This window comes from Rhizobium sp. SU303, assembly GCF_021052345.1.
Taxonomy (GTDB): Bacteria; Pseudomonadota; Alphaproteobacteria; order Rhizobiales; family Rhizobiaceae; genus Rhizobium; species Rhizobium laguerreae.
The window spans coordinates 496,404-520,128 of record NZ_CP088097.1; the positions used below are offsets into that span (position 1 = coordinate 496,404).

Below are 23,725 nucleotides of genomic sequence, written 5' to 3' on the forward strand. Positions count from 1 at the left end.
GCAAGCAAATCAATGTGTTACAGCGTCCTTTGCGCGTCTTTTCAGACGCGCGGCGCTGTCGGCGCCAGCCGCCGCTTCGCCATCGCCAGAAGTCCATGCGCCGCGACGCGCTCGGCATAGGCCCGATAGGCGGGATCGCGGCTCAGCATGCGCTCCTCCGCCCGTGCCCTCAGCAGGTAGATGAGACTGACGATTGCCAGCATGCCGGTCCGGGCAAGCCCTTCCGCAAGGCCGCTAGCGAGGAATCCTGGGATCGCAACCAGCCACCAGGCGATGTTCTTCGAGACATAGGCCGGATGCTTCATGAAGCGATAGGGGCCTGATGTGATGATGCCGCGATGCGTGAGATTTGAAAATCGTGGCCCGAAAGCGACGGTCGCCCAGACATAGATGACGGTGCAGAACAGCGTCGCGAAGCTCCAGAGGATGAAGACCGCCGACCCTTCCCGGATCACGGTCTCCCAGCCCGGCCCTTCGCCATAGGGCACGAAGGCATGCGAGATCGCGGGGAAGAACGGTTCGTAACAGATGAGGCAGACGAGCCAGCCGAGTGCCGTCGTCTCCGTTGCCCTGACATGCCATCCGAAAAGCTTGAAAGTGGCGATATAGCCGCCCGCGGCAAGCACGACGTCGATAAGAAAGGCAAGCCGCAACAGACCTTCGAACCAGGCCGCCGAGAGCGGCGGAAACACCCAGGCCGGCTTCTCGGCAAGATTGGAAAAAGCCGCCATGCCGCCCGAGAACATCAGGACGAGAAAGAAGCATTTGATCGCGAGCAGGCGCAATGCGAACAGCACGTCCTCCTCGCGAAAATCCTGCATCAACACCGCGCGCCCGACCTGATTGAGATAATCGTCGGGTTCTTCAGCGACCAGATCGGTGACGACTACATAGAGAATGGTGGCGCCGGCAAGTGTGATGGAAATCGGAATAGTGGTGTGCCCAGCCTCGATGATCCATCGGACCGCCGACGACTGCGTGAAAAACGGAAAGACCGAACAGGCAATGACGACCACGCCAAGGAGCGCGGCTAGGCCCACAAGCTTCGTTCCGACGCGACGCCAGAAGATGGCGGGAGCCTCGTCTCGTCTCTTTCGCGATACCCAGGTCGAACGAGCAGCGAATGTGCCGTCGACGGCGATCCACACCAGGAGAAGGCAGAACCCGGCAAGCGCCATTGCCTTGCCGGGTTCAAGCTGCAGATAGGTCGAAAGCGCGATGCCGATCAGGACTCCAGCAAGGGTCGCAGCCTGGCTGACGAGAGGGCTCCCGGTCACGGCATCCCTGTCCTGCGGTATCAGCACGCGCTCGGCTTCCTTGATTACATTGCCGCCTGAACGAAAGGTTGTCGAACGGAGCCCGGAGAGCGTATCCGTGCCGCCCGCGTCGCAAGCGCAATTGCGGCTTCGGCCGTCAAGCCGGACGCATCCTCCGGCAGCGAGACCATCGCAATATCTAGCTTGTCGTAATCGACCATGTAGTAACCCGATGCGGTTTCGATGACTGCCTCAGGCCTGATCGCCAACAGATCCTGCGCCATCGTGCCGACGAACAGCGGGCCGCCCCAAATGTAGCGGAAGGCATAGACCGGTATGCCTTGGGCCGAGGTGCCGAGCCGACGGATATCGATCTTCAGACGGCGATCGGACCAACCCCCGCTTGAACTCGATGAACTGCTAGAGCTCGATGAACTGCTCGAACCAGAAGAACCGCTAGAGCCAGAAGAACCGCTAGAGCCAGAAGAACCGCTAGAGCCAGAGCCGCCACCCATACCGCCGCCGCCGGAATTCCCGCTGGAACTGTTCTCGGAGCGGGCGAAAGCCGGTTGATTGCTCGTTGTGGGCACTCTTCTGACGGTAGACGTGGTTCTCCTGGTCGGCGTCGCGCTCCTGGCCGCCGGCTCTTCGCTGGCAAACAGCGTCCTGGCGCCAGGATCGAAGATGCAACTCTGCAGGATTGCACCGGAACCTGCGATGAATGTCGAGCACAATAGCATACGGATGATGAGCTTACTGTTCATGTAGGGCGCCCCCAGACCGCCGTTTCAGAAGAGATCGTACCTCGGATTTCGCTTGACCCAGGTCGCTTTGGCGAGTTTGACGAGCCTGTCATCCAGCGACTTGGTTTTCGGAATTGCCTTTTTTTCCTGAGCGGTCAGCTCGGCGGCAAAGGCGGCCTCCGCCTTTTTCTTCGCAGCGCCAGGCATCCGCTTGAGTTCTGCCAGCGCCTGGTTTTTCGGATCGCCGCTGCCCGGCATGTTGATGGCGGTCGCCAGCGCGAAATAACGGGACGCGATCGCAAGGCTGTCAGCGTCCGCACCCTCTTCCTTCGCGAGCATCGCGCGGTCGAGCGCACCCCAATAGTCGCCGCGTTCCGCGCCCATCTCCAGCCACTTCACCGCTTCCGCCTTGTCCGCGGCGACGCCGACGCCGTCCCGATACATGCGCCCGAGGTTTGTCGGGGCATAGGGCTGACCGCCCTCTGCTGCCCGCGTGAAAAGGTCGAGCGCTTTCGGGAGATCCTCGGGAGCGCCTTTTCCGAAACGGTAGACGAGCGCAAGATTGTTCAGCGAATAGATGTCGTTGCGCTGGACGCCGGCCTCGTAGAATCGGATAGCCCGCTCCGGATCGGCCGGAACGTTAACGCCGTTCAGGAAGATATAGCCGAGCTCGTTCATCGCATAGGTATGGCCGAGATCGGCGGCCTGCAGCATCAGGCGCAACCCCAGCTGCTGATCGGCCTTGGTGCCGCGGCCGTAGTAGAGGGCCTTGCCGTAGCTATGCAGGGCAAAGGGATCGCCCTTGGCCGCACCACCCTTGGCGATCTGGCTTGCCTTGGCTGCGTCGCGCGGGACGGAGGCGCCGAACTCGTAAAAGCTCGACAGTTCATAGATTGCCCGGACATGCCCGGCATCCATCGCCTTGTTGATCGTCGCGAACGCCGTCTTGGCGTCGCGGTTGGCAAGCTGGGCACGGCCAAGTTGATAGACGAAGCGCGCCACCTCGGGATAGGCCTTTATCGCCTCCGTGCAGGCCGGCAGTGCTTCATCGGTGTCGATCTCGTTCGGCAGCTTGCCTGCTGTCACGCCCTGCAGGTCGAGCGGAGCTGCGGCTGCTGTGTCGCAGGCGTCGAGCACCGGCTTGAAAGTGACGGTCGCCGGCGGCAAGTCGTCGTTGGCGGCCTGCAGCGACAAGGCGAAGGGCTGGTTTTCGGTGCCGATCTGCGGCTCATATGAAAGAGCGGGAATATCGGCTGCTTCGAGCACGTGACCGAGCCCAATCACCCGATCTCCTGCGCGCAGCGTGCCTTTGTCGGGTAGGGCCGCGACCTTGAAGGTCATTTCCGCGGCCGATGCCGGGACGACCGGCAGGCTGGCTTCTACAGGGCCGACGCCGATCGTCGTGTCCACGTCGCGCGGCAGCGTCTTCAGATAGGCGTCGGCATCGGTCAACCGCACCTGCTTTTGCTGTTCGAGTTGGGCGAGCTTGGCGCCGGCGTCCGCCGAGACGGTGATCGCGATGACACCTTGCGTCGCCTGACCGTAAGGGTCGCTCACGGTATAGCCGATCAGGCCGACGGTTCCGGCGGCAACACCTGATGAGTCATAGGTCAGCGCCGTCAGTGCCGCGGCTGGCATCTTCGCGCCCTGCTCGACCGGCTTGCCGTCGAAGCTGAGCTTGCCGGTCCTGGGAAGCTGGTTGAGGGTGACGAGCAGCGCCGAGCCGGTCTCGTCATGCGGTGGGGCGATCGGCAATCTGGTCGTGGCCGCACCCTCCGGCACGCTCACCTGCTGCATTGATTCGACGCTCGGCGGTGGCGGCGCCGGGATGAAATAGAAGCTGTCCATCAGCGAGGAATTTTCCCAGGGGACCTGCTTGCCGCCGGTCATGGCGATCACGTCGCGGCGCACATCTGTCAGAACCTGGCGGATTTCCTTGTTGGGTTCGCTCGCCCGCTTGATGAAGGATTCGGAATAGGGGCTGAGCGCCCCGGTGCCATCGAGCGCCACCTGGCCGGGTTCTGTGGAAAAGGCGATCAGGCTGCCGAGATCGCTGTCGATGCGTGCAAGCCCGCGTGTGGCGCCGACGGGTTCCAGTTTTTCCGCCATCCAGAATTTCTGGGCATTGAAGGGATTGTTGCGGCAGGCGTCGAGGAAGATCAGCTGTACCCGCGAATTCTGCTTGAGATGGTTCAGGATGAGGTCGAGCGGCATGGTCTGCGTCTCGACGTCATAGGGTGTCTCCAGCGTCGCATCGACCGGCACGATGAAATTCTGGCCGCCCACCTGGATACCGTGGCCCGAATAGTAGATGAGGCCGGCCTCGGCATTGCTGGTCGAACGCAGGAAGCGGCGCACCGTATCTTCGAGCCCGATGCGGTCGACATTGACGCCGATCGTCACATCGAAACCGGCCGCGCGCAACGTGGTCGCGACCTCTTCGACATCATTGGCAGGATTGGGAAGCGAGGGCAGTGTCTTGTAGACCGAGTTGCCGATGACGAGGGCGACGCGGCGTCCGCTCTCCTCGGTGATGGCTGCATGTACCGTGCCGGTCGATAGCAGCATTGCCGCGATGATCAGCAGATAAGCGCACAGTCTCTTGACGTGGTGAAACTTGGGCATGGCTCGATCGCAAACATTCTATTGTCTAAGTTCAATAAAATTTGCTGGCCTGCTGGTGCTGGGCCCCCTCCGCATTCACAATTCAAAACTATTCCTCGGCGCTCTAAAAAGCAAGCTTCGCCGCCTCCAAGTCAATTGGAGCAGTCCCGTCAGATTGGAAGCCCATCGGCGGCAGGAAAGACTGTCGATATCAGGAATTCAACATGCGGCCGGCGAAATTTCCTCAGCCTCGAAACGTATAGTTGCTGATCGAGGCCGGTTTCATCTCGATGGAGAAGCCCGGCAGGGTGGGCGGCATGTAGGCGGCGTTCTCGATCAGGCAGGGGTCGAGGAAGTGCTCGTGCAGGTGATCGACATATTCGATGACGCGGCCTTCTTTCGTCCCCGACACCGCGATGTAATCGATCATCGACAGATGCTGCACATATTCGCAAAGGCCGACGCCGCCCGCATGCGGCCAGACCGGCAGGTCGAACTTGGCGGCGATCAGCAGCACGGAGAGAACCTCGTTCAGCCCGCCCATGCGGCAGGAATCGATCTGCACGATGTCGATCGCGCCCTCGGCGATGAACTGCTTGAACATGATGCGGTTCTGGCACATCTCGCCGGTCGCGACCTTCACCGGGCCGATCGCCTGGCGGATCTTGCGGTGGCCGGCGACATCGTCGGGGCTTGTCGGTTCCTCGATGAAGAAGGGCTTGGCGAAGGAAAGCGCCTTTACCCAGTCGATCGCCTGGCCGACGTCCCAGACCTGGTTGGCGTCGATCATCAGGTAGCGGTCGGGGCCGATCACCTCGCGGGCGATCCTGAGGCGGCGGATATCGTCTTCCAGGTCGCGGCCGACCTTCATCTTGATATGGTTGAAACCGGCATCGATCGCCTCCTGGCAGAGGCGGCGCAGCTTTTCGTCGCCGTAGCCGAGCCAGCCGGCCGAGGTCGTGTAGCAGGCATAGCCTTCCTTTTCGAGGATGGCGATGCGTTCCGCCTTGCCCGCCTCGGCACGCTTCAGGATCTCGACCGCCTCCTCGCGCGTCAGCACATCGGTGAGATAGCGGTAATCGACGATATCGGCGATCTCTTCCGGCGACATCTCGGCGACGAGCCGCCAGACCGGTTTGCCGGCCTGTTTGGCGAGCAGATCCCAGACGGCATTGACGACAGCGCCGGTCGCCAGGTGAATGGCGCCCTTTTCCGGCCCGATCCAGCGCAGCTGGCTATCGCTCGTCAGATGCCGCCAGAAGGCGCCGGGATGGGCAAGAACCTCCGTGAGGTCGGCGCCGACCACGAGGTGGCGCATCGCTTCGATCGCCATGCAGCAAATGTCGTTGCCGCGGCCGATGGTGAAGGTCAGGCCGTGGCCGGCAAGATCAGGCGCATCCGTATCGAGAATGACGTAGGCCGCCGAATAATCCGGGTCGGGGTTCATCGCATCGGATCCATCTAGGCTTTGCGACGTGGGAAAGCGGAGATCGAAGACGCGAAGGTCGGTGATGCGGGTCATGGTGTTTTTCTCCCGATTATATGGGCCGATTATAGAGAGCCGATTGCAGTGGCCGGGCCGGACGGCAAGACTGCCGCGCCGGCCGCATCGCTGAAATCAGATCGTCCAGCCGCCATCGATGGCAATCGCCTGGCCCGACGTGTAGGTCGCGCCGGCGAGATAGACGGCGAGATCGGCGATCTCTTCCGGCGAGCCGAGCCGACCCATCGGCTGGCGGGCGATGAAGGCGGCGCGCGCCGCGTCGTAATCGCCCTGCGCCCGCATACGGTCCTGCAGCGACGGGCTTTCCACCGTGCCGGGGCAGATGGCGTTGCAGCGGATGCCCTGACCGACATAATCGGCGGCGACGGCTTTGGTGAGCCCGATCACCGCCGCCTTGGTGACGCCATAGGCGAAGCGGTTCGGCACGCCTTTGATGCTGGAGGCGACGGAGGCCATGTTGATGATCGCCCCGTCCTTGCGCTCGATCATGCCGGGCAGCACGGCGCGGATGGTGCGGATCATCGCCTTGACGTTGAGGTCGAAGGCGAATTCGAGATCGGAATCCTTCATCTCGAGGATCGAGCCGGCATGGACGAAGCCGGCGCAGTTGAACAGCACGTCGACAGCGCCGATCTCGGCGACCAGAGCCTTGACCGCGTCCTCTTCGAGCACGTTCAGCTTATGGGTGGAGACGCCGGTTTCGGCGGCAAGTGTCGCCAGCGCCTCGGTGTTGATGTCGGTCGCGTGGACCTTGGCGCCGATCGCGGCAAAGGCTGCCGCCGTCGCCCGGCCGATGCCCTGACCGGCGGCGGTGATGAGAACGGTCTTGCCGGAAAGTCTGTTTGTCATAATCACGGGCCTTTTCTGGAATGTCTACGCTGGACGATGGAGTGTGGTTAATGTCTTGGCGAAGCTCGGTCGTGATGGAACGCCTCGTCCATCATCGTCCGCCATTCGCCCTCTTTGCGCGTTTCGACCGGGTTCTGGCAAGATGCGCGCGGCTCTCTGTCTTAAATGGAGGAGTTGCCACTGTTGCAAAGGCAGACCAGCGTCGGATCCTGTCGTCGGCTGCACGCGAACGCTGACTTCGTCGGCTGCAGGGCCGACGACCATCCCCATGCGTTGCATGGTCTTCCTCTCTATCTCCGGCCGTTCTTCAGCAATGATTTGTCTGTTTATAGACAAACAGACGATTGGCCAAGGGTCAAGTGCGAAGTTTTCCTTTTCCGGATGCGGTTCTGCGTATATGCAGAGTGATATTCACAGGGGGAAGGAATGGAGACCGACGAGTCCGACCGCTACCGCGCTCCTGCCCTCGACAAGGGCCTCGATATCCTGGAGCTGCTCGCCGGCGTCGACAGCGGTCTCACCCAGGCCGATATCGCGAAGCGGCTCGACCGCAGCCCCAACGAATTCTACCGCATGCTCGATCGCTTAGTGCGCCGTGGTTACGTCACCCGGCTGGATGGCGACCGCTACTCGCTAACGCTGAAACTCTTCGGCCTTGCGCAGTTGCACGCGCCGGTGCGCCGGCTCGCCTCTTACGCCACGCCGCTGATGCGCGATCTTGCCCAGCGCACGCGCCAGGCCAATCATCTTGCTGTCTTCGACCGGGGTGCTGCCGTCGTCATCGCCCAGCAGGAGGCGCCGGACTATTGGGGATTTTCGATCCGCATCGGCGCCCATATCAGCCTCTTCGACACCGGGTCGGGGCACGTGTTGCTCGCCTTCCGCAGCGAGGAGGAGCGGGAGATGATGATATCGGAACACGTGCGCAGTCGCGCGGACGTCGAACTCGGGCCAGAATTCTACGATCGTCTCGACCAGATCCGCGAGCGCGGCTACGAGATGATGGCGAGCGCCCAGACTTCAGGCGTCTACAATCTTTCGGCTCCCGTTCTCGGCCCGGACCGCCGCTGCATCGCCGCCCTCACCTGCCCCTTCATCGCGCTCGTCAACGCGCCGTCGGCTCCCGATATCACCCAGGCGATCACGCTGGTGCAGAAGGCGGCGGCCCAGCTTTCGCTGCTGGCCGGCGCCGATGTCGTCAACCCGGCCTGAGGCCTAAATTTCTATTTGAACAATCCATTCACCGGGAATAGGTTTGCCGCAACCAATCTGGGAGGAGAAGAGCGTGTTCATCGACACCCATCTGCATATCATCGATCGGTCGGCGCTGCCCTATCCCTGGCTCTCGGGCGCGCCTGATCTCGATCATGATTTCCTCTACGAGGCCTATGCGACGGAGGCCCGGCGCTGCGGCATCACCACGGTGCTGCATATGGAGGTCGACGTCGATCCTGCCGCTATACAGGCAGAGACCGATCACGTCGCCAGCCTCGCCAAAAAGGAAGGCAGTCTGATTGCCGGCGCCATCGTTTCCTGCCGGCCGGAAGAGCAAGGCTTCGCCGCCTATCTCGAGCGGCAAAAGGCCGATCCCTTCGTCAAGGGGTTCCGCCGCGTGCTCCATGTCGTGCCCGATGATGTCTCCGAAGGCGCCCTGTTCCGCGAAAACATCAGGCGCATCAGCGGCAGCGGCCTTACCTTCGACCTTTGCACATTGCCGCATCAGGCGGACCGTGTGACCGCCCTCGTCGATCTTGCGCCTGATGTGCAGTTCGTGCTCGACCATTGCGGCGTGCCGGACATCCGCTCGGATGCCTTTGAGCCCTGGAAGGCCGGTATATCAGAGATTGCCCGGCGGCCGAACGTCGTCTGCAAGGTCTCCGGCGTGGTCGCCTATGCCGATGCCAAGACATGGACGGCGCAAACGCTGCAGCCCTACATCGAACATGTGATCGCAAGTTTCGGCTGGGACCGCGTCGTCTGGGGCAGCGACTGGCCCGTCTGCACGCTCGGTGGCGGCCTCTCTACCTGGGTTGCGGCGACCTACTCCATGCTTTCCGGCGTGAGCGAGACAGAGCGCTCGAAGCTGCTTTTCGCCAATGCACAGCGCCTCTGGTCGCTCTGACGTCACAAAATAAAGCGACCGGTCTCCTGGGCGTGCCATTTCGGCATGTTTTTTGTACCATTCCGGGACAAAAAGGGACCGATTTTCGAGTTTAACTCTATCTACATGCAAGCAATTGCTAGCCTTATTTATCTCGGCTAAAAGTTGTTGACACGGATATGGCGAATAACCCCTTGTCCGCTGCCTTCAGAAGGGAAATGAGATGAAAGAAGAACCGCATTCCGTCGACGTTCACGTCGGAAAGACGATCCGCATCCAGCGTCTATTGAGGAAAGTTTCTCAAACGGAACTGGGCGATCGTGTGGGCGTAACGTTCCAGCAGATCCAGAAATACGAAAAGGGCTCCAACCGCGTTTCCGCCAGTATGCTGGTCGAAATCGCCGGCGCGTTGAAGGTTGATGTCAGGACGTTTTTCGACGACCTGTCGACCCCTGATAATGCCAACGACAACCCCGCTCCCAGCGAGGAATTCGTTATTTCGCGCGAAGGCGTCCTTCTCAATGCGGCGTTCTTTTCGATCAAGAACGAGGCGCTTCGTAAGAAGATCCTGAAGCTCGTCCAGGCGATTGCCAACACCGAACAGTTGGATACTGAAGCGGCCGAATAGACCGGTTGTCTTTCACGTGATCCCAACGGACCGAATGAGGGTCAATCAGGATCGATCGGATCAATGGCGATCGATCGAGATCAATAGCAATCGATCGAGATCAATGGCGATCGATCAGGATTAGATTCTCGCTGGCATCCTTCATTGCGATCTTGGCTTTGCTGCCAACCAGCTTTTCGAGATTGACGTCAAGCTCCCTATCGGGATCTATGCCGTCCCAATCGATGACGACCTGCAGCAGCGCCATGTTCGTCAGGTGCATCAAATTGCGCAGCTGAAGCTTTTCAGCCTCCTCCTTGGCTGCCGACAGCAGCCGGAAGATCCTTGCGTATTCGCTGCCGGTACCTTCGTGGTGTTGTTCAAACATCGTTCCCGCCCTCTTTGGTCGTGGAACCCTACGATTCCATCATTACTGCATCTTCCGCCGCGACCGTTATTCAAGCGTTACAGGAACCGCATTGCGCGTGACTTCCGCGTGCAGGAGTTCCCAGTGCGAGGTCGCGGCAAAGCGCCAGTCACGGTTGACAGGGCGGAATTTGTCCCGGCGCAGCCATTCCAGCACCAGTAACGCGTCGCCGCGCTTGCGCTCGACGCGGTTCCCGCGGATGGCGGCGAGGATGTGGTCGCGGCGCGGCTTGCGGAAATGGCACTCGTCGGCCACCTTCGCATAGGTGCGCTCGGAGAAATGCAGGAAACGGCCGGCCAGCAGCAGCTTCTTGCGTTCGCCGGGCGAGATTTCGCCGTTGGCGTAAAGCGCATCGATGGTCGGTTCGAAATCGACCCAGGGTACGGAAAGCGGCAGCCAGCCGAGCTCCTGCGGCGCATGCACCAGCGCGACGGCCTCATCGTCGAGCAGCCGCCCGGACTCATAATCTTCGAAGATCGAGCCGAGCCCGACCATGCCGAAGGGCGCGCATTCGGCTGCCCGCAACGCGCCCATGCTGGCGCCGCCGGCAACGGCGACATCGTGTTCGAGTGCGTACAGGATTTCCTTGTGCCAGACCGAAGGCAGATCGCCGAAATAGCCGTCGACCAGGCCGATCGCGGTGGCGCCGTCCTGAACGGCTTTCAGGATGTCGCCGGCGGCGGCGGGCGGCCGGAAATCGATGCGGGGAGACATGGCTCTTGCCGCGGCAAGATCGCTGCCAAGGCTCGGGCCGACGAACAGCACCTTCATGATTCTGCTCCTCTCATGGTGTTGACTGCGCGGATGCCGAGCTGGACGTATTGGCCTGAAATATCGACCTCCAGCCCCGGCACGATCACCCTGACGACGGAGACCGGCAGGGCCGGGTGCGGAAACGGAACGACGATGATCTGCTCGATGCCGGTCGCCGCCAGCCGGTCGGCAATATGGCCAATGGTGTCCTGGATCGTCGCCGGGCGGCGATCGCGGGCCTGGAACGAGCGCATCCGGCCGCTATCCTGGCAGAGTTCGACCACCTGTTGCATCGCCGCACTCCTGTCGAGCCGCTGATAGATGCGCGGCGAGAAATCGTCGCGGCTGCCGGCAATCGCGGTCAGCCGGCTCTGCGCCGCTTCGGTGATGGCGCGCAGCGCGGCGCGCACGGGATCGGGGTGGCAGCCGCAGCCACCGCAGACATGTGACCAGCGCGCGTCGACACGGTCGGAAAGATTGCCTGGCATGATGACGGCCAGAAAAGCGGGAACGCCGATATCCGTCGTCATGTCGAGCAGCAGCAGTTTCATGCCGGCGCGGGTGATCCGGTCGGTCATGACGTCGATGACCGCATCGCCGAAGGAGGCGGGGTCGATGCGGCTCTCCTTCAGGCGCTCGGGCGATTTCAGCTGGGTCAAGGCCCAGGCGTCGCGCTCCACCAGCTCGCAAAGCCCATGCAGGACTGCTTCGGACGGCGTGTTGCCGGAGGCAAGCCCATCGCTCGACTGCTCGAAGCCCGGCGGCCTCTCGCCGCGATGGTCGAGACCGATGAGCCACCAGGGCACGAAGACGCTGCTGCCGGAAAGAATGTCGAGCCCGGAGCACCACGGGATGGGATTGCTGCCGATTTCGTCGGGCGCGCAGCGTGCGACATTGTCGAGATCGATCATCGCGGCACGCTCCGCCCGCATGCTCTCGACCGTCGCCTGCGTCAGGTCGGCGGGGGTAATTTCGGCGATCCGCGTCTCGACCGCCTCCATCGCCGCCGAGGCCATGGCGGCATCGTTGTCGATACCCTTGCCCTGAAAGACCGACAGCGTATGACTGTTCGGCCTCGTTGCGAAGGCGACGGGGATGTTCAGAACGTCGAGCGCGGTCAGCAGACCGACGCGCGTGATGCCGAATTCGCGCAGATGCGGCCTGATGGCTGCGAGGGTCTGAGCCGGCGGGACCGCGCGGTCATGATAATCGCTGACACCGGCCGATGATCGTTTAAGGTCACCGGCAAGCGTTTCAAGGTCGGTGAAAGCGGACATACCGATCTGTTCCTTAGCGGAACCTCAGCGCATGCGTCAGGCTCTCGAGCGCATTGGCGGAAACGTTGAGTTCGTCCTGCTTCAGGGCCGCTCTGGCGGCTGCAGAGAAGCGCATTGACTGTGTCTGAGCTGCAGTGGTGTCAGCATTGGTCTTCATGTTTCATCTCCGATTGGTCAGGCAGCGCCTTGCTGCCGTTAACCATCGGAAAGAAACATTGCCTGCGTCATTTAAGCGTTACAGGCTTCGTTAAAAGGCCGTGCAATCAGGGAAGACCGGCAAGTTGCAGGCCCTGTATCAGCGGTTCCGTATAGGCGGGATCGCGATCGGGGACGAAATGGCGGATGTCCTCACTGCGGAAATCGGGGAAGTTTTCCAGCACCATCCTGGCGTAGTTCCTGGCCTTGCCGGTGTCGCCTGCCATGGCATGCGAGGCGGCGAGCAGGCGGGCCGTCGCCTGCTTCGTCTTCACCGGTTCCAGCGCCTCGATCGCCATTTCATACTCTTCGCGCATGAAGTGGATGCCGCCGAGGTTCCAGTAATAATAGTCCGGCGGCAGCGGATTGAGTTTGAAGGCAGCGCGGCTGAGCTCCAGCGCTCGATCGAAATCGCCATCATGGGAAAGCGCATCGGCATAGTCGGCCAGGATGTCGGCATCGTTGGGATTGAGATCCTGGGCTTGCTGAAAATATTCCAGGCTTTCGTCGAAGCGGCGCCGATAAAGCGCCACGAAGCCGAGCTCGCGATAGGCCCGGCCGCTGTTCGGGTCGGACTGCTGCGCCTGCCGGGCAGCACCGTTCGCCTCGTCGAGCAGTTCCTTGTCCCGCATGCCGCGGATCAGCCATTCCATGCCGAGCGCGCGTGACATGCCGGCATGGGCGGCGGAGAAATGTTCATAACGATTGAGCGAGGATTTGAACCATTTGCGCGCCTGGCGCAGATGCTGCAGATCGGTCTGGGCAATCAGCCGCTTGCCTTCCAGGTAGAGACGGTAGGCGGACGGCGGCGCGTCGCCGATCGGTATCGCCAGTTCGTGACGCTCGATCGTGTCGGCGAGCGACGAGACGATCCGCCGCGTCAGATGCGCGAAGGATTCGCTGATCTTCTGCATGACCAGCGGCAGTTCGATGGCCCAGATCACCTCCGATGTCGTCGTCCGCGTCAGCCGGCAGGTCGCATAGACATCCTCGTCGCGGCCCTGGATGGTCACGTAGACCGCATAGTCGAAGCTGAGGTCGAGCGGACCGGGCACGGCACGCGACGGATCGATCGAACGGCTGAGGATTTCCAGGCTCGTATGCGCCGCGATCACCTTGAAGCCACGCTGCTGGCTGAGGCCGATGGTGACGTCTTCGAGAAGGGCCCTGCCGACGCGCTCCATCAGCGGATCGGTGAAGATGCTTTCCGGCGGCAGGATGATGATACGCGGCTGACCAAGTGGACCGACGGAAAGGTTAGGCGCCGACTGAGGATGTCCCGACGTCGCCTGTGCTGCCGGCACCAGGTTAAGTTCGCGGGCAAGAGCGGTGGTGCTTTCTTCCGGCTCGGTGTCGAAGTCGTCTTTCAGCTGGCTCTTACACTTCAGATAGGCCTGACGCGCCGCTGCCGGATCGTTCATCCTGACATAGGTGCGCATCAAGGCGCGATAGGCCGTCTCACTGGCAGAATCGAGTTCCAGCAGGCGCCTGGCAAGCGTGACCTGATCTTCATCCGATCTGTCTTCCGATGTCTCGACCAGCCGGGCGAGATTGGCGGAGCGCAACTCGTCGACACGCTGGCGCTCAAAGGTCAGCCAGTCCTCGGCGCCCTGCGTCGGCGATTTGACGCCTTCGAGCAATTCGCCGTTCAGCAGGTCGCCGTCTTCGGGCGCGAGCGGCCCTTTCTGTTTCAGGATATGAACGTCGACCTCCCAGCCATCGGCAAGGCCGATATGGGTTCGGGTCGCGGCAAGCAGCGGTGGAAGGCCGGCGGGAATGCTCTGTTCGATGCGTGCCAGCAGCTGGCGCAGGCTGCCAGCCCGCTTTTCCGGCAGCTCCGATTGCCAGAGCTGTCGCCTGACGGTTTCGCGGTCGAGTTCGAAATTGGGTTCGGCGGCGAGCATGGCGAGGAGAAAATACGACTTCTCCGGCAAGGGGAGTTCCTTCCCCGCCGCCAGCAATCGCGGTCTTCCGAGCAGGCACAGCCTGTTCGTCAGCATCTGCCGGATGTCCGTTGCATCTCGGTTCTCACCCCTGAAAGCCAAGGCGCACAAGCGCACCGGCCAATCAAAAACATGTTAGAGCCATAATAGCCCGGCGCATAGCGGTTTTGCTTTAAAAAGAAGAAGTTTCATCGAATAATTGCATTTTCGCGTGCCGCTTGGGCAAGAAATGCTTGGCCAACACTTTCGACAGGTGCCGGTTGCGTTCTGTGGGGCAGGTTATTTACGGCGTGAAATAAGCCTGAGAGCCCGTCGAGAATGGGGTCGAGTGGGACGCGTTAGGATGAGTTGCGAACAAGCTTACCTATGTAGGTCTGGAGCGAGATCGATCCTCGAATTGGATCCTCGGGATATTCGGGACCATCGACGGTGAGAGCCGTCATCCTTGCATATGAGTGAGCCGCCGCGTCGGAGAAGCCCAAACTGCGGAATACGTCTTCCCAGTTTTCGCGCGGGATCACGTCGACGCGAACGGCCCGGCCGAGGGCGGCGGCGAAGGCTGCGGCGACATCGTTGGGGGAGTACCGTTTCGGCCCCTCGACGTGGTGTATGCCGATCGGTTCGATCGGCTCCTGCAGGATCCGCGCCGCCACCCTTCCCAGATCCTCCGGCGCGACCATTGGGAGCGTGAGGTCTGCAGGGAGCATGGTCGCTAGCACCCCGTCCTTCGTGATGGCCCCCAGCATCGTATCCCAGTTACTGTAGTAGTAGGCTGCGCGGATGACACTGACAGGAATCGGCTGGTTCCTCAGGCCCACTTCCAGTTCGTAGAGGACGTTGAGATCGCCGCATTTCTCGCCCGGCTGCACGCCCATGGTTGATTGCGCCACCACCTTCTCAAGCCCAGATCCTTCGATCGCCTCGAGTAGGCAGCGCACGGTCTCGCGTTCCTCCCGATCCGTATCGCTCGATATGTCAGCGTTCGGGTTCAGTAGGAAGGCCCGCTTCCCATAACGGAACACCTCACGCAGCGACGTCACGTCGTGGACGTCGGCGACGGCGACCTCCGCGCCCCGCTGTCGCCATGCACCGGCTTTGTCAGTATTTCGAGTGACGACCGTGACGGCTTTGCCTTCATCGAGCAGCGTCTGCGCCACGGCGGAGCCGACGTGGCCCGTCCCGCCAACAACGATGTACATTTGCCATGTCTCCAGCAGTGATGTGGCGCATAACCCCTCGCTCTTTCAAAGGTTCCCTTTCGTTGCTGACGTAGTTCACCGACGCGGAGTGCTTCTTCGCCTGTATCAGCCGGACCGCCTGCTTAGGAAAGACCCGGAAGCGACCATCAACTCCGCCAAGGCCTTCCTTTGCGCCGCCTTCATCATGGACCCTCGTCAGACGCATTTGCCCACGCTTCATGAATTGTCGGACGGACTCCGAGGGATCACAGCGCCTGTTCAATCCGTTTCGGGCTAACCTCCGTTGCGGCCGCGGCCTCGACGAAATCGAGCCCGATATCCAGCACCGGCGCGCTGTGCGTCAACCAGCCGACGGAAATGAGGTCGACGCCGGAAGCGGCGATTTCGGCAGCTGTTATCGGCGTGACACGGCCGGATGCCTCGGTAATCGCCCGGCCGGCGACGATGGCGACGGCCTCGCGCAGCTGGTCCGGCGTCATATTGTCGAGCAGCACGGCGTCGACGCCGGTCTCCATCGCTTCACGAAGCTGATCGAGGGTATCCACTTCGACCTCGATCTTCACCATATGGCCGACGCCGGCCCTTGCCCGGCGGATCGCTTCAGCGACCCCACCGGCGATGGCCACGTGATTATCCTTGATCAGCACCGCGTCATAAAGCGCGTAACGGTGGTTCGTGCCGCCGCCGGCCCGCACGGCATATTTCTCCAGCGCTCTGAGGCCCGGCGTCGTCTTGCGCGTGCAGGCAACTGATGCCTTGGTGCCGCGAATGGCGGCGGCGATCTGAGCCGTCACAGTCGCAATGCCTGAGAGATGGCCGAGGAAATTCAGCGCGGTGCGCTCGGCGCTCAGCAGGCCGCGCGACGGGCCTTCGATGGTGGCGATCACGTCGCCACGCTTTACAGCCTCGCCATCATGAAGATGGCGGCGCAAGACGATCTCGGGATCGACGAGAGAGAAAGCGAGTTCGGCGGCATCGAGACCGGCGATCACGCCCGGCTGACGCGCCGCCATCACCACCGTCGAACGGTGATTGCGAGGGATGACGGACGCCGAGGTGATGTCGCCGGCAAGACCCAGATCTTCGAGAAGTGCCGCCCGCACCAGCGGCTCGACGATCAGGCGCGGAAGGGGAACAAGGCTCATCTCAGGCACTCCTTGCAAGGGCATAGGGCGGGGTCGCGCGGGCGATCTCCAGAACGTCGGAAAGGCACATCTGGCGCCGGTTGGCGTTGGCGAGCTTCAGCGGAAAGTCGGTGCGGGCATGGGCGCCGCGCGATTCCATCCGCAGGCTGGCAAAGACGGCGATCAGCAGCGCGACGATGGCCGGATCGGCGGCAGGGCCGCTGCCTTCGGCAAGCGGCAGCAGTGCGGCGATCGCGCCATCAATGGCGCCGGCATTGCGCAACACGCCGAGATGGCGCGAGACGATCGGCCGGACGAATGACGCATCGGCCGGCGCCGGGAGACTCTCGGGGAAGATCGTGCCGGCGGCACTTGCTGGCACGTCTGATATGTCGCGTGCCGCCCGCATGCCCATGGCAGCCGCTTCCAGCAGTGAATTGCTGGCAAGCCGGTTTGCGCCGTGCAGGCCGGTCGAGGCCGCCTCTCCCGCGACCCAGAGACCGGGAACCGAACTGCGGCCATTTGCATCCGTGGCCACGCCGCCCATGTGATAGTGAACGGCCGGGCGCACCGGAATGAGGTCCTTCGCCGGATCGATGCCGGCTTCGCCGCAAAGGGCGGAAATGACAGGAAAACGGGCGGCGAAGCGGCTGCCGAGAGCAGCGCGGGCATCGAGGAAGACCCTGCCGCCGCGGGCGATTTCGGCGCTGATGGCACGCGCCACCACGTCACGCGGTGCAAGTTCGGCGCCGGATATGCGGGCCATGAACCGTTCGCCGCGTTCGTTGACGAGCAAAGCCCCCTCCCCGCGCACCGCCTCGCTGATCAGCGCCAGCGGCCGGCGGCGTGAATCGAGTGCGGTCGGATGGAACTGGACGAATTCCATATCGGCCAGCGCAGCACCGGCCCTAGCTGCGAGCGCGATCCCCTGGCCGAAATTGCCCATCGGATTGGTGGTCGCGTCGTAAAGCCCGCCGATACCGCCGGTGGCGAGCACCACCTTCGATGTCGGCAGAATGGCGGCGCCGTTCGCGGTCGCGCAGAGCAGGCCGGCGACCCCTTCGCCGTCCATCAGAATCCGCCGCGCCTCGAAGCCTTCGAGCACGCATATAGCCGGCGTTTTCATCACCGCCTCGATCAGCGCGGCGATGATCGCAGCACCCGAGCCGTCGCCTTCGGCATGGACGATACGGCGGCGATTATGGGCCGCCTCCAGCCCGAGCGAGAGGCCTCCCGCGGTATTCCGGTCGAAGCGCACGCCGGCTTGCTCCAGCGCCGCGATCGCCGCCGGCGCCTCGGCAATGATGCCGGCGGCAATGGCCGGATCGCAGAGCCGGTCACCGGCCGCAAGCGTATCGGCAAGATGCAGCGCCGCGCTATCGTCGGCGCCCATGCTGGCGGCGATGCCGCCCTGCGCCCAGGCGCTCGATGTCTCCGCGCCAAGGGCCGCGCGGGTGACGATGACGGAGGGTTCAGGCGCCAGTGTCAGCGCGGTCATCAATCCGGCAAGCCCGCTACCGACGATCACCGTGCGTCCGGCGAGATGCTCGTGAACCTCGGTCATATCGCCAGCATCCTCTCGACGGCGCGGCGCGCGGCCACCGCAATTGCCGGATCGATGGTGACCTCGTGGCGGTTTTCCTCGAGTGCCGCGCGGATATTGGCCAGCGTGATCCGCTTCATATGCGGGCAGAGATTGCAGGGGCGAATGAATTCGACATCGGGATGGTGCACAGCGACATTGTCGCTCATCGAGCATTCGGTAAGTAGCACGACGCGCGCCGGTTTCTGCCTGCCGACATAATCCGACATGACAGCGGTGGAGCCGGCGAAATCGGCTTCGGCCACCACCTCGGGCGGGCATTCAGGATGGGCGAGCACGGTTACGCCGGGATGGTTTTCGCGCAGCTGGCGCACGTCCTCGGCGGTGAAGAGTTCGTGCACCTCGCAATGGCCATGCCAGGCGATGATCTCGACATCAGTCTCGCGGGCGACATTGCGCGCCAGATATTCGTCCGGGATCATCAGCACCTTCGGCACGCCGAGCGACTCGACCACCTGCTTGGCATTGCCCGAGGTGCAGCAGATATCGGAGGCAGCCTTCACCGCGGCCGAGGTATTGACATAGGTGACGATGGGCACGCCGGGGTGGGCCTGGCGCAGCAGGGCGATATCCTCGGGCGTGATCGAATCCGCCAGCGAACAGCCGGCGCCGAGATCCGGAATCAGCACGGTTTTCCCGGGGTTCAGCAGCTTGGCGGTCTCGGCCATGAAATGCACGCCGGCAAGCACGATGACATCGGCATCGACCTCGATCGCCTTGCGGGCGAGCGCCAGGCTGTCGCCGACAATATCGGCCACGCCGTGGAAGATCTCCGGTGTCTGATAGTTGTGCGCGAGAATGACGGCGTTGCGGCGGCGCTTGAGTTCGAGGATCGCGTCGACGTCGTTTTCGAACGTCATCCATTCGGCTTTGGGAATGACGCGGCTGACGCGCTCGTAGAGCGAGGATGCGGAAACAGGATAATTCATGACCGGCTCCTAATTATGCTCTCTTTGAGCATATCATGGGCAAAGAGATATTCTCACGGTGAGCATATGTCAATTGCGGGAGAGCGGTAATTTCGTTCCTGCCAGCGCCCGTTCTTCGAGCACGGTGTGGCGAAAGCGGAAAAGCTTGGCCGGCCGGCCGCCGGTTTCGCTTTCGGTGCCGCCGGTTTCCTCGACCAGTTCCTGCTGTTCGATGAGGCGGCGGAAATTCTGCTTGTGCAGCGTCAGCCCCGCCAAGGCTTCGATGGTGCGCTGGAGCCTCAACAGGGTAAAACTCTCCGGCATCAGCTCGAAGACGACGGGGCGGTATTTGATCTTGGCGCGCAGCCGGGCGATTCCGGTCGCGAGAATACGGCGATGATCGGCAAACATTGCCCGGCCGAGACTGGCCTCCGACCCGCATCCGGCTTCCGAGACGAGCCGTGCTTCGTAAAGCAGTTCGTAACGCTGCAGGGCCAGATCCTCGTTCCAGCCGCCGCCGTCGAGGCCGAAGGTGAAATCCGCCCGGCGATGGCGATGGTCACGCCTTGCCGGATCGGCATCGGCCCAGTTCCTCAGGCGCGCCATGATCTCGTCAAGCACGGCTGGCCGGCCCTGTCGATGGTCTTCCCAGGGGAAATATTCGTACCAGCCGTGCCATCCCGGCCGGCCGGCGCCCGACTGCTCGTTGACGAGGCCGAGATAGCTGATCGAGATCGTCCGTCCGCCTGGGATGTCGTTGTTCCGGTCGCGGTCGGCGAAGGTATAGAGCTGTTCGAGATAACCGACGGGATGTTCTGTCTGCTCCTGTACCCATTCGCGCAGGCCTGATTGCAGGGTGCGGTGCCCCATTTCGAAGGGGCCAGACGGCAGCGCGTTGCCGGAGCGGATGGTCATCACGCGCGGTTCGTCCCCCGTCACCGCGACGAGCACCGCAATCAATTCCGCATGCGCAAAGCCGATCGTCACAGGGGACCGAATACTCCGTTCCGAATGAATCGAACGGATAATTCCTGACACAGGCCGGGACGGAAGCCAATGGAGAGGAAGCGCCTTTGCGGCGCTTCCCACATCATCGAAGCAATAGAGTGCGTTTGCTCTCAGCTATTGCCCGTCTCGCTTTTCAGCCGCTGCAGGAAGATTTCCAGTTCCGCGACGTCGATACCGACGAGATGGCGCTTTTCCGGATAGGCGCCGGTCCTGACATCCTCGGCAAATTCCGTAAAGGCGGCGATGCGCTCGCGCTGCAGCCGATCGTGTTCGGCGGCAAAGTCGCGATAGATCTTGGCGTGACGGGGATAGTGGTCGCGATTGGCGCCGAGCACGTCGTCGGCGAAGAGATATTGAGCGTCGCAGCCGCTGCCTGCTCCCATGGAGATCATCAGCATCGAGGTGTTGCTGCTGATCGCGGCAGCCACATCTCCCGGCACGACTTCGATTTCGGCGGCGAAGGCGCCGGCCTCTTCCAGCGCCTTGGTTTGCCGCCAGATTTCGGCCGCACTCGCCGCCGTCTTGCCGACGGCGCGAAAGCCGCCCGTCCAGGTCGCCTTCGAAGGGATCAGACCGAGATGGCCACAGACCGGGATGCCTTCATCGCGCATGCGGCGGATCGTCTGCAGACTTGCGGCGCAATAGACCGCGTCGCCGCCCGCCTTTAGCGCCGCGAAGGCCGCACGCAGATAGTCCTCGGCCGAGACATGATCGCCATATTCGAGCCCCGGAATGGCAAAGGGAGTGGGGGCGATCTCACGAAAGACCGGCCCGAGCAGCGAGGGCGGCACGGAGACGATGTCAATCCCCGCTTTTTCGGCGGCGTCCGCCTCCTCCAGCGAGGTGACGCGCAGCATTGTGAGCTGGCGCTTGCCTTTTTCCGAAAGCAGATCGGCGACGGTTGCGCGTTTATGTTTCTTCATCATCAATTCCTTTGAAAATATCGGAGAGCTCAGGCAGCCAGCAGGGATTTCAGCTTGATGTCGCTGGCTGCGAGTGCCGCCGGGTTCGGATGGGCGCGCGCTGCGATCAGCATTTCGGCGAGCCTGATGTCGCGCGCCACCGCATTGCCCGGCCCGATGCCGCTTGCGGCGATTAATCGTCCGTCGGCGTCGAGATGGAAGAGAATGAAGGCGCCTGCACCGAGTTCACGGCGCTGATGCGTGGCAGCGCCTTCGGCGAGGCCTGATATCTGCAGCGTCAAGTCGTATTGGTCCGACCAGAACCATGGCACTGATGAAACGGCTTGGTTGAGGCCGAGCATGTTGGCCGCGGCCAATGTGCCCTGCTCCTGGGCATTTCGCCAGGATTCGAGCCGCACCTGCCGGCCGCCATAGATCGGCAGCGGAAAGGAGCAGCAGTCGCCGGCCGCAAAGACATCAGCTGTGGAGGTCTGGAGATAGGTGTCGACGGCAATGCCATTGTCGATTGCGAGGCCTGCCCTTTCGGCGATCTCGATATTCGGCCGTGCACCGATGCCGACGAGGACGAGATCGGATTCGATCACCTCGCCGGTCGACAATCGGATTAGGGCTTTTCCGTTTTCCGTAGTCAGCGCCTCGATGGAGACGCCGCAGCGGACATCGACGCCCTCGGCTCGGTGGCGCTCGGTGAGCAGATGGGCGATCTCCTCCGGCACGCCACGCTTCAGCACGCGTTCCAGCCCCTCGATGACGGTGACGTCGGCGCCACGCAGCCGCGCCGTTGCCGCAAGTTCCAGTCCGATGAACCCGCCGCCGATAATGGCGATATGCTGTCCGGGCTTCATTGCTTCGCGCAGCGCCGCCGCATCGTGATGTGTCCTCAGCGCGCGAATATGCGGGCTGCCCTGCGGCGCGCCGGGGAACGACCGCGCGGCGGCACCCGTCGCAAGCAGAAGCTTGTCGTAGGAAAGCACGGTACCGTCCGAAAGCGTGACGGTCCTGGATGCGGTGTCGAGATCCCTTGCCTCGAGGCCGGTCAGCAGCCGGATGCCGTTTTCGATATATTTTTCCGCCGCGGCGATGAATTTCGGATCGCTTGCATCGGTGGAGCCGGCCTTCGAAAGCGGCGGCCGTTCATAGGGCGGAAGCGGCTCGGCGCCAACCAGCGTTATCTCGCCGGCAAAGCCCTTTTCCCGCAAGGCGAAGGCGGCGCGCGCACCGCATTCGCCCGCTCCCAGGATGACGTAATGAGCCATGCCGGCCTCCCTCAGAGCGAGATGAAGACGGCGCCGTCTTCGATCTTGACAGGATAGGTCTTGAGATTGACGCAGACCGGCGCGCCCTTGGCTTCGCCCGTCTTGTAGTTGAAGCGGCCGTTATGCTTTGGACATTCGATGATCTCATCCATGACAAGCCCGTCGGCGAGGTGGATATGTTCATGTGTGCAGAGCCCGTCGGTCGCGAAGAATTCGTCGTCCGGGCTGCGATAGACCGCGAAGGTGCGCCCGTCGTGATCGAAGCGGATGACATCCTCCTCGTCGATCTCATCCTTGTCGCAGACCTGGATCCAATTTCCGCTCATCTTGTCCTCCCTCGATTGTCTTTATTGCGCGGCCGGAGCCAGCTCGTTGTGGAATTCCTCGCGATAGGGCCGCGCGGTGGCCGGCAGTTCGCGCTTCAGGAAATAATCCTCGTTGCGCAACTGGCGCAGGAAGGCCGGGATCATCTCGCGATAGCCGGACCAGATCGACGGGTTCGGCGCCGGCAGGTCGTGCTTGATCATCGCGTGCAGCTTGGGCAGCGCGTGGTAGGGCACCATCGGAAACATGTGATGTTCGACGTGGTAGTTCATGTTCCAGTAGATGAAGCGGCTGATGGGGTTCATATAGACCGTGCGGCTGTTCAGCCGATGGTCGGTCACATTGTCGGCAAGGCCGCCATGCTGCAGCAGACCGGTCAGCACATGGTGCCAGGCGCCATAGAGGCGCGGCAGGCCGATCAGGATCAGCGGCAGGATCGAACCCATGGCGATCGCGGCTGCGATCGTGGCCAGATAGATCGCCAGCCAGATGCGGGCGATGCGGATTGCCTTCGGTTGCTCCATCTCCGGAATGAAAGTCTTTTCCGCCGCGCTGACGCCGCCGAAGGCATTGCGCAGCATGTCGACGATCGCATGCCAGGCGTCGAGGATACCGAAGAAATTAAGCACCAGCCGGAAGAGATCAGGCGGCCGCATCACGGCGATCTCGGGATCGCGGCCGACGATCACCGTATCGGTGTGATGGCGGGCATGGCTCCAGCGCCAGGTCACCGGATTGCGCATGATCATGAAGCAGGCAATCTGATAGACGACATCGTTCATCCAGCGCGTCTTGAAGGCGGTGCCATGGCCGCATTCGTGCCAGCGGCTATCGGAGGCCGAGCCGTAGAGCACGCCATAGGCGAGGAAGAAGGGCAGCGCGATCCACGAGCCCCAGAAATAAGTGCCGAGGCCGGCAAGGACCACCATGCTGCCGAGCCAGATGATCGTGTCGCGGATCGCCGGCGCATCGGAGCGCTGCATCAACGCCTTCATCTCCTTGCGCGCAATGTCGGTGTGATACCATTCGGCTGCCGCCAGCCCCGTCTCGACGGCGGTGCGGCCGCTTTCGCCGAGCAGGTCGTAGTCGCGCTTCTTTGTCTGGGTCGCCATTTCCGCCTC

General features: G+C 62.4%; 22 protein-coding genes. 3 read left to right on the forward strand and 19 right to left on the reverse strand.

The window, feature by feature from the left end:
* Nucleotides 1-41: 41 nt before the first annotated feature.
* The 5 genes from RlegSU303_RS31255 to RlegSU303_RS31275 form a co-directional block, all read right to left on the reverse strand.
* Nucleotides 42-1,304: a methyltransferase family protein gene (locus RlegSU303_RS31255; protein ID WP_131621279.1), complete on the reverse strand. Its 1,263-nt coding sequence runs from the start codon at nucleotides 1,302-1,304 to the stop codon at nucleotides 42-44.
* A 17-nt stretch (nucleotides 1,305-1,321) separates the two neighbouring features.
* On the reverse strand, nucleotides 1,322-2,020 hold the full coding sequence (locus tag RlegSU303_RS31260; protein ID WP_231283932.1) for a tail fiber domain-containing protein: 699 nt from the start codon (nucleotides 2,018-2,020) through the stop codon (nucleotides 1,322-1,324).
* A gap of 24 nt (nucleotides 2,021-2,044) precedes the next feature.
* Nucleotides 2,045-4,624 carry a caspase family protein gene (locus RlegSU303_RS31265; RefSeq protein WP_131621281.1) on the reverse strand — a complete coding sequence of 860 codons (2,580 nt, stop codon included), beginning with the start codon at nucleotides 4,622-4,624 and terminating at the stop codon, nucleotides 2,045-2,047.
* A gap of 223 nt (nucleotides 4,625-4,847) precedes the next feature.
* A complete protein-coding gene (locus RlegSU303_RS31270; protein WP_131621283.1) occupies nucleotides 4,848-6,125 on the reverse strand; it encodes an L-fuconate dehydratase in 1,278 nt (425 codons plus the stop codon).
* Between the two features lie 96 nt (nucleotides 6,126-6,221).
* The gene (locus RlegSU303_RS31275) at nucleotides 6,222-6,956 is read right to left on the reverse strand and encodes an SDR family oxidoreductase (protein ID WP_003553379.1); all 735 of its coding nucleotides are present in this window, start codon (nucleotides 6,954-6,956) and stop codon (nucleotides 6,222-6,224) included.
* Nucleotides 6,957-7,382: 426 nt separating this feature from the next.
* Between RlegSU303_RS31275 and RlegSU303_RS31280 the strand changes: the two genes are divergently transcribed.
* The 3 genes from RlegSU303_RS31280 (at nucleotide 7,383) to RlegSU303_RS31290 (ending at nucleotide 9,685) form a co-directional block, all read left to right on the forward strand.
* Nucleotides 7,383-8,168 carry an IclR family transcriptional regulator gene (locus tag RlegSU303_RS31280; RefSeq protein ID WP_231283933.1) on the forward strand — a complete coding sequence of 262 codons (786 nt, stop codon included), beginning with the start codon at nucleotides 7,383-7,385 and terminating at the stop codon, nucleotides 8,166-8,168.
* Between the two features lie 73 nt (nucleotides 8,169-8,241).
* The gene (locus RlegSU303_RS31285) at nucleotides 8,242-9,078 is read left to right on the forward strand and encodes an amidohydrolase family protein (protein WP_094088532.1); all 837 of its coding nucleotides are present in this window, start codon (nucleotides 8,242-8,244) and stop codon (nucleotides 9,076-9,078) included.
* Between the two features lie 202 nt (nucleotides 9,079-9,280).
* The gene (locus RlegSU303_RS31290) at nucleotides 9,281-9,685 is read left to right on the forward strand and encodes a helix-turn-helix domain-containing protein (protein ID WP_012763606.1); all 405 of its coding nucleotides are present in this window, start codon (nucleotides 9,281-9,283) and stop codon (nucleotides 9,683-9,685) included.
* Nucleotides 9,686-9,785: 100 nt separating this feature from the next.
* Here RlegSU303_RS31290 and RlegSU303_RS31295 read toward each other — a convergent pair whose 3' ends face one another.
* From RlegSU303_RS31295 to RlegSU303_RS31360, 14 genes are all read right to left on the reverse strand, one after another.
* Entirely contained in the window at nucleotides 9,786-10,052 is a 267-nt protein-coding gene (locus tag RlegSU303_RS31295) for a hypothetical protein (protein ID WP_003548229.1), read from the reverse strand.
* 66 nt (nucleotides 10,053-10,118) lie between these two features.
* On the reverse strand, nucleotides 10,119-10,862 hold the full coding sequence (locus tag RlegSU303_RS31300) for a TfuA-like protein (RefSeq protein WP_094088531.1): 744 nt from the start codon (nucleotides 10,860-10,862) through the stop codon (nucleotides 10,119-10,121).
* On the reverse strand, nucleotides 10,859-12,121 hold the full coding sequence (locus RlegSU303_RS31305) for a YcaO-like family protein (protein WP_231283934.1): 1,263 nt from the start codon (nucleotides 12,119-12,121) through the stop codon (nucleotides 10,859-10,861). Before RlegSU303_RS31305 ends, RlegSU303_RS31300 begins: the two co-directional genes overlap by 4 nt.
* A 13-nt stretch (nucleotides 12,122-12,134) precedes the next feature.
* A complete protein-coding gene (locus RlegSU303_RS31310) occupies nucleotides 12,135-12,278 on the reverse strand; it encodes a hypothetical protein (protein ID WP_231283935.1) in 144 nt (47 codons plus the stop codon).
* A 106-nt stretch (nucleotides 12,279-12,384) separates the two neighbouring features.
* On the reverse strand, nucleotides 12,385-14,376 hold the full coding sequence (locus RlegSU303_RS31315) for a BTAD domain-containing putative transcriptional regulator (RefSeq protein ID WP_231283936.1): 1,992 nt from the start codon (nucleotides 14,374-14,376) through the stop codon (nucleotides 12,385-12,387).
* A 221-nt stretch (nucleotides 14,377-14,597) separates the two neighbouring features.
* Nucleotides 14,598-15,458, reverse strand: coding sequence for an NmrA family NAD(P)-binding protein (locus tag RlegSU303_RS31320; RefSeq protein ID WP_231283937.1), 861 nt, complete (start codon nucleotides 15,456-15,458; stop codon nucleotides 14,598-14,600).
* A 245-nt stretch (nucleotides 15,459-15,703) separates the two neighbouring features.
* The gene (nadC, locus tag RlegSU303_RS31325) at nucleotides 15,704-16,627 is read right to left on the reverse strand and encodes a carboxylating nicotinate-nucleotide diphosphorylase (RefSeq protein ID WP_231283938.1); all 924 of its coding nucleotides are present in this window, start codon (nucleotides 16,625-16,627) and stop codon (nucleotides 15,704-15,706) included.
* Nucleotides 16,605-18,146 carry an L-aspartate oxidase gene (locus RlegSU303_RS31330; RefSeq protein ID WP_231283939.1) on the reverse strand — a complete coding sequence of 514 codons (1,542 nt, stop codon included), beginning with the start codon at nucleotides 18,144-18,146 and terminating at the stop codon, nucleotides 16,605-16,607. The genes nadC and RlegSU303_RS31330 overlap by 23 nt, the downstream gene beginning before the upstream one ends.
* Nucleotides 18,143-19,114 carry a quinolinate synthase NadA gene (nadA, locus tag RlegSU303_RS31335; protein WP_151518687.1) on the reverse strand — a complete coding sequence of 324 codons (972 nt, stop codon included), beginning with the start codon at nucleotides 19,112-19,114 and terminating at the stop codon, nucleotides 18,143-18,145. The genes RlegSU303_RS31330 and nadA overlap by 4 nt, the downstream gene beginning before the upstream one ends.
* 69 nt (nucleotides 19,115-19,183) lie before the next feature.
* The gene (locus RlegSU303_RS31340; RefSeq protein WP_205928076.1) at nucleotides 19,184-20,182 is read right to left on the reverse strand and encodes an NUDIX hydrolase; all 999 of its coding nucleotides are present in this window, start codon (nucleotides 20,180-20,182) and stop codon (nucleotides 19,184-19,186) included.
* A 29-nt stretch (nucleotides 20,183-20,211) separates the two neighbouring features.
* Nucleotides 20,212-21,027: a 3-methyl-2-oxobutanoate hydroxymethyltransferase gene (locus tag RlegSU303_RS31345; protein ID WP_017957760.1), complete on the reverse strand. Its 816-nt coding sequence runs from the start codon at nucleotides 21,025-21,027 to the stop codon at nucleotides 20,212-20,214.
* Between the two features lie 26 nt (nucleotides 21,028-21,053).
* On the reverse strand, nucleotides 21,054-22,280 hold the full coding sequence (locus tag RlegSU303_RS31350) for an NAD(P)/FAD-dependent oxidoreductase (RefSeq protein WP_131621315.1): 1,227 nt from the start codon (nucleotides 22,278-22,280) through the stop codon (nucleotides 21,054-21,056).
* Nucleotides 22,281-22,291: 11 nt separating this feature from the next.
* Complete coding sequence (locus tag RlegSU303_RS31355) at nucleotides 22,292-22,606, reverse strand: MocE family 2Fe-2S type ferredoxin (protein WP_003548266.1); 315 nt, start codon at nucleotides 22,604-22,606, stop codon at nucleotides 22,292-22,294.
* Between the two features lie 21 nt (nucleotides 22,607-22,627).
* Complete coding sequence (locus RlegSU303_RS31360; protein WP_017957762.1) at nucleotides 22,628-23,716, reverse strand: fatty acid desaturase family protein; 1,089 nt, start codon at nucleotides 23,714-23,716, stop codon at nucleotides 22,628-22,630.
* Nucleotides 23,717-23,725 lie beyond the last annotated feature (9 nt).

Bases quoted from the DNA above. Each gene is read 5' to 3' on its own strand.
- RlegSU303_RS31260 (WP_231283932.1), bottom strand. From the start codon at position 2,020: ATGAACAGTAAGCTCATCATCCGTATGCTATTGTGCTCGACATTCATC.
- RlegSU303_RS31265 (WP_131621281.1), bottom strand. From the start codon at position 4,624: ATGCCCAAGTTTCACCACGTCAAGAGACTGTGCGCTTATCTGCTGATC.
- RlegSU303_RS31270 (WP_131621283.1), bottom strand. From the start codon at position 6,125: ATGACCCGCATCACCGACCTTCGCGTCTTCGATCTCCGCTTTCCCACG.
- RlegSU303_RS31275 (WP_003553379.1), bottom strand. From the start codon at position 6,956: ATGACAAACAGACTTTCCGGCAAGACCGTTCTCATCACCGCCGCCGGT.
- RlegSU303_RS31280 (WP_231283933.1), top strand. From the start codon at position 7,383: ATGGAGACCGACGAGTCCGACCGCTACCGCGCTCCTGCCCTCGACAAG.
- RlegSU303_RS31290 (WP_012763606.1), top strand. From the start codon at position 9,281: ATGAAAGAAGAACCGCATTCCGTCGACGTTCACGTCGGAAAGACGATC.
- RlegSU303_RS31295 (WP_003548229.1), bottom strand. From the start codon at position 10,052: ATGTTTGAACAACACCACGAAGGTACCGGCAGCGAATACGCAAGGATC.
- RlegSU303_RS31300 (WP_094088531.1), bottom strand. From the start codon at position 10,862: ATGAAGGTGCTGTTCGTCGGCCCGAGCCTTGGCAGCGATCTTGCCGCG.
- RlegSU303_RS31305 (WP_231283934.1), bottom strand. From the start codon at position 12,121: ATGTCCGCTTTCACCGACCTTGAAACGCTTGCCGGTGACCTTAAACGA.
- RlegSU303_RS31310 (WP_231283935.1), bottom strand. From the start codon at position 12,278: ATGAAGACCAATGCTGACACCACTGCAGCTCAGACACAGTCAATGCGC.
- RlegSU303_RS31320 (WP_231283937.1), bottom strand. From the start codon at position 15,458: ATGTACATCGTTGTTGGCGGGACGGGCCACGTCGGCTCCGCCGTGGCG.
- nadC (WP_231283938.1), bottom strand. From the start codon at position 16,627: ATGCCCTTGCAAGGAGTGCCTGAGATGAGCCTTGTTCCCCTTCCGCGC.
- RlegSU303_RS31330 (WP_231283939.1), bottom strand. From the start codon at position 18,146: ATGACCGAGGTTCACGAGCATCTCGCCGGACGCACGGTGATCGTCGGT.
- nadA (WP_151518687.1), bottom strand. From the start codon at position 19,114: ATGAATTATCCTGTTTCCGCATCCTCGCTCTACGAGCGCGTCAGCCGC.
- RlegSU303_RS31345 (WP_017957760.1), bottom strand. From the start codon at position 21,027: ATGATGAAGAAACATAAACGCGCAACCGTCGCCGATCTGCTTTCGGAA.
- RlegSU303_RS31350 (WP_131621315.1), bottom strand. From the start codon at position 22,280: ATGGCTCATTACGTCATCCTGGGAGCGGGCGAATGCGGTGCGCGCGCC.
- RlegSU303_RS31355 (WP_003548266.1), bottom strand. From the start codon at position 22,606: ATGAGCGGAAATTGGATCCAGGTCTGCGACAAGGATGAGATCGACGAG.
- RlegSU303_RS31360 (WP_017957762.1), bottom strand. From the start codon at position 23,716: ATGGCGACCCAGACAAAGAAGCGCGACTACGACCTGCTCGGCGAAAGC.